The sequence below is a fragment of the Kitasatospora sp. NPDC004799 genome, from assembly GCF_040609095.1.
Taxonomy (GTDB): Bacteria; Actinomycetota; Actinomycetes; order Streptomycetales; family Streptomycetaceae; genus Kitasatospora.
Map to the genome: position 1 here is coordinate 1 of NZ_JBEXJK010000609.1, position 3389 is coordinate 3389.

The 3389-nt window shown below is 75.0% G+C and carries 4 protein-coding genes; 1 reads left to right on the forward strand and 3 read right to left on the reverse strand.

Going from position 1 to position 3389, the window contains the following annotated elements:
- Positions 1 to 348 precede the first annotated feature (348 nt).
- Positions 349 to 585: a hypothetical protein gene (locus ABZW03_RS38810; RefSeq protein WP_355269287.1), complete on the reverse strand. Its 237-nt coding sequence runs from the start codon at positions 583 to 585 to the stop codon at positions 349 to 351.
- A gap of 131 nt (positions 586 to 716) precedes the next feature.
- Here ABZW03_RS38810 and holA point away from each other — a divergent pair, with 131 nt between their 5' ends.
- Entirely contained in the window at positions 717 to 1715 is a 999-nt protein-coding gene (holA, locus tag ABZW03_RS38815) for a DNA polymerase III subunit delta (RefSeq protein WP_355269281.1), read from the forward strand.
- Between the two features lie 66 nt (positions 1716 to 1781).
- On the opposite strand, the gene ABZW03_RS38820 is transcribed toward holA, so the two are convergent.
- Together ABZW03_RS38820 and rpsT are read right to left on the reverse strand one after the other, a co-directional pair.
- Entirely contained in the window at positions 1782 to 2633 is an 852-nt protein-coding gene (locus tag ABZW03_RS38820; RefSeq protein ID WP_355269283.1) for a hypothetical protein, read from the reverse strand.
- Between the two features lie 273 nt (positions 2634 to 2906).
- Entirely contained in the window at positions 2907 to 3176 is a 270-nt protein-coding gene (gene rpsT / locus ABZW03_RS38825) for a 30S ribosomal protein S20 (protein WP_355269285.1), read from the reverse strand.
- Positions 3177 to 3389 lie beyond the last annotated feature (213 nt).

A 3389-nucleotide genomic window follows, 5' to 3' on the forward strand; every position in this document is an offset into this window, starting at 1 on the left:
GTCGACCCGTGGGCTACCCCCACCACCTCGCCCCACAAACGCCAACCCCCCGCCATGTGTGGTGGGGGCGCGCTCCGCCCGGGCCCGGAGCGCGCCGCGAAAGGGCGATGTTCTGGAAGCAGGAGAGCAGAGTGCCCACGACATCCACTTCGCGGCTCGGCGGCCCGGCTGAGCCCCGCCCAGGTGTGACGCCCACGAAGGCGGGTCCCCGGCCGAGGGTTCGATGGTGTGGCCCCACGCGGGCCGGACGCGGTCGGTGGCCCGGTGTGCTCCGGGCGTGGCCCGGAGCACACCGGGGTGGCTGCCTGGGGATTCGGTCGGCCCGGGAGGGGAGGGGCCCGGGGGCGGTCAGGCTTCCTCGCGCCAGCCTTCGTAGGCGGCTGCGAGGGTGTCGAGGGCGTGCAGCAGGGCGGGGGTCCAGCCGGTGTCCGGGGCCTCGGCCACGACCAGCCACTGGGCGTCCTCGGCGTCGTCCTCGCCCGCGAGGGCGTCGCGGACGACTTCGAGCTCGCCGAGGTCGGGCTGGGTGGCGCCGAACTCCTCGGCGGCCTCCTCGGCGGCGTCGCGGTCGGGCAGGACGAGCAGCTGCCGGGCGTACGGGTCGTCGACGTCCGGGAGGTCGGTGGTGTCGTTCTCGGTCACCCGGCCATTGTCCAGGTCGGGCCGCCGGCTCCGTCGGGCGGGAGTGTCCGCGGCGCGTGGGATGCTGGTACGCGATGGCCAGGAAGAGTGCACCCGACGACCTGCTCGCCCCGCTGACCCTCGCGGTCGGCCAGGAGGAGCTGCTGCTGGACCGCGCGGTCGCCCAGGTGGTGGCGGCGGCGAAGGCGGCGGACCCGGACACCGACGTGCGGGACCTGCCGCCCGGCGGCCTGCAGCCCGGCAGCCTGGCCGAGCTGACCACGCCGTCGCTGTTCGCCGAGCGCAAGGTGATCGTGGTCCGGGCCGCCCAGGACCTCTCCGCCGAGTCGGTCAAGGAGGTCAAGGCGTACATCGAGGCGCCGGCCGAAGAAGTGATCATGGTGCTGGTGCACGCCGGCGGCGCCAAGGGCAAGGGCCTGCTGGACGCCGGGCGCAAGGCCGGCGGGCGCGAGGTGGCCTGCGCCAAGCTGGCCAAGGCGAGCGAGCGGTTGGCCTTCGTCAAGGGCGAGTTCCGCACCCTGGGCCGCTCCGCGACCCCGGAGGCCTGCCAGGCGCTGCTGGACGCGCTCGGCAGCGACCTGCGCGAGCTGGCGGCCGCGTGCAGTCAGCTGACCTCGGACGTCGAGGGCGCGATCGACGACACGGTGGTGGCCCGCTACTACAGTGGCCGGGCCGAGGCGACCGGCTTCGAGGTGGCCGACCTGGCCGTCACCGGCCGGGCCGCGGAGGCGCTGGAGCGGCTGCGCTGGGCGCTGGCCGTCGGCCAGCCGCCGACCGGCATCACCTACGCGCTGGCCTCCGGCGTGCGCAGCATCGGCCGGCTGGCGAGCGCCGGGCGGAACGCGCGCCCGGCCGACCTGGCCCGCGAGCTGGGCATGCCGCCGTGGAAGGTCGACCGGGTCCGCCAGCAGATGCGCGGCTGGACGGGCGACGGGGTGGCCACCGCGCTGACCGCGATCGCCCGGGCCGACGCCGCCGTCAAGGGCGGCTCGGACGACCCGGCCTTCGCCCTGGAGCGCGCGGTGGTCGCCGTCGCCCGCGCCGCCCGGGCCGGCTCCCGGCCCGCGTACTGACCGGCTCGCGTACTGACCGACCGGCCCGCACACCGACGGCCGGGCGGCCGACGGCGCGGCCGGGGCCTACTTCTTCATGGCCCGGACGGCGTCCTGCCCGTCGGACTGGAGGGCGCTGCGCAGCTCCTCCCGGGACGGCGGCTTGCCCTTGCCCTCGGTGTAGCTGGCCGTGTAGTTGATGTAGTACGTCATCCCGCCGTCGCGGACGTTCAGCTCGGCGTAGACGCTGTGGTAGCTGTCCGAGCCGTCGTCCTTGTACAGGAAGTACGCCTCCTCGCCGAGCCCCGAGATGTCGGTGACCTGGTAGCCGCGCGCCCGGTAGAGCTCCTTGTTGGCCGCCAGCTCGGGCGCCGGGTTGACCGCCTTGTGCAGGTCGGCGCGCATGTAGAGGTTGGCGTACTCGCTGTCGCTGCCGCCGCCGGTGCGCTTGAGGGACATCGAGCAGTTCATGCTGTCCAGCGCCGGGTGCCGGTCGGTGTGGTGGGTCGGCGCGGAGGTGTCCGAGACGGAGTACGTCTGGAGCAGCTTGGTGGGCTTCGCGGTGGTGCAGAGGTCCTCGGAGAGGTGGTAGCCGCGCAGGCCGCGCGGCGAGGAATCGCTGCCGACCAGGCCGGGGACGGTCATCACGGCGGCGGCCCAGCCGACCGAGACGGTCACCGCGCCGACGAACGCCCAGACGGCGTTGCGCCGCAGGTTCCCGCTCCTCCCGGGCCGCGGCGCGGCGGCCCCGGGGACCGTGGTCGGGCCGGGGGCGGTGGGCAGTCCGGGGGCGGTGGGCAGTCCGGGCGGCGGCCCGAAGCCGGCCGCACCCGCGGGGCCCGGGGCACCCGGTACGGGCTGCGCGCCCCCGCCCGGCCGGTGCTGCGGGAAGCCGTACCCCGGTCCGTTCGGTGCCGGTGGCGGCGGTGGCGTCGACATGGAAGTTCCCCCCTGGGCCTGGCGTCGGGGTGCTCCCCGCACCTCTCGATCCTCGGTCGGACCCGACCGACCCTAGCGGCCGGACCGCGGAACGCGACAGGCGCCGCAGTGGTCTCCGGGGAGGAGGCCGACTGCGGCGCCTGCCGTACTGCTTCATGCACCGCACCCGCGTGGCGAACGCAGGCCGCGTGCGGTGCGAGTCTCGCGCGCCTCGGGGGTCCGGGTAGAGGGCCGGGTCGTCCCGAAGCGGTGGGGGCCGAGCCCCCGGGGGCGTCAGGCCTGGGCGGCGGTGTTGACGCGCTTGGTGATGGCCGACTTCTTGTTGGCGGCCTGGTTGGCGTGGATGACGCCCTTGCTCACGGCCTTGTCCAGCGCCTTGGAGGCGGCGCGGGCCAGCTCGGTGGCCTTCTCGGTCTCGCCGGCGGCAGCGGCCTCACGGGCCTTGCGCAGAGCGGTCTTCAGCGAGGACTTGACGGCCTTGTTGCGCAGGCGCGCCTTCTCGTTGGTCTTGTTGCGCTTGATCTGGGACTTGATGTTCGCCACGAAGGAGCCTCAGTCTTGTCTGAATGGTTTGAACGGGGTCACACCCGGCGGCTTCGGTCCAGCTGAGAGGGCATGCCGAGGCCAGGTGCAGCAGCCCACGCTACCAGGGGCCCGCTCGCCGCCCCAAACCGGCCGCCCGCCCGCGAGGGCCCGCCCGCCCGCGAGGGCCGTCCCGCGCGCCCGCGCGAGCCACTCCGGCGGCCCCGAACCGGC

Excerpts from the sequence above, each read along its gene's own strand:
- holA (WP_355269281.1), top strand. The coding sequence starts at position 717 with ATGGCCAGGAAGAGTGCACCCGACGACCTGCTCGCCCCGCTGACCCTC.
- ABZW03_RS38820 (WP_355269283.1), bottom strand. The coding sequence starts at position 2,633 with ATGTCGACGCCACCGCCGCCACCGGCACCGAACGGACCGGGGTACGGC.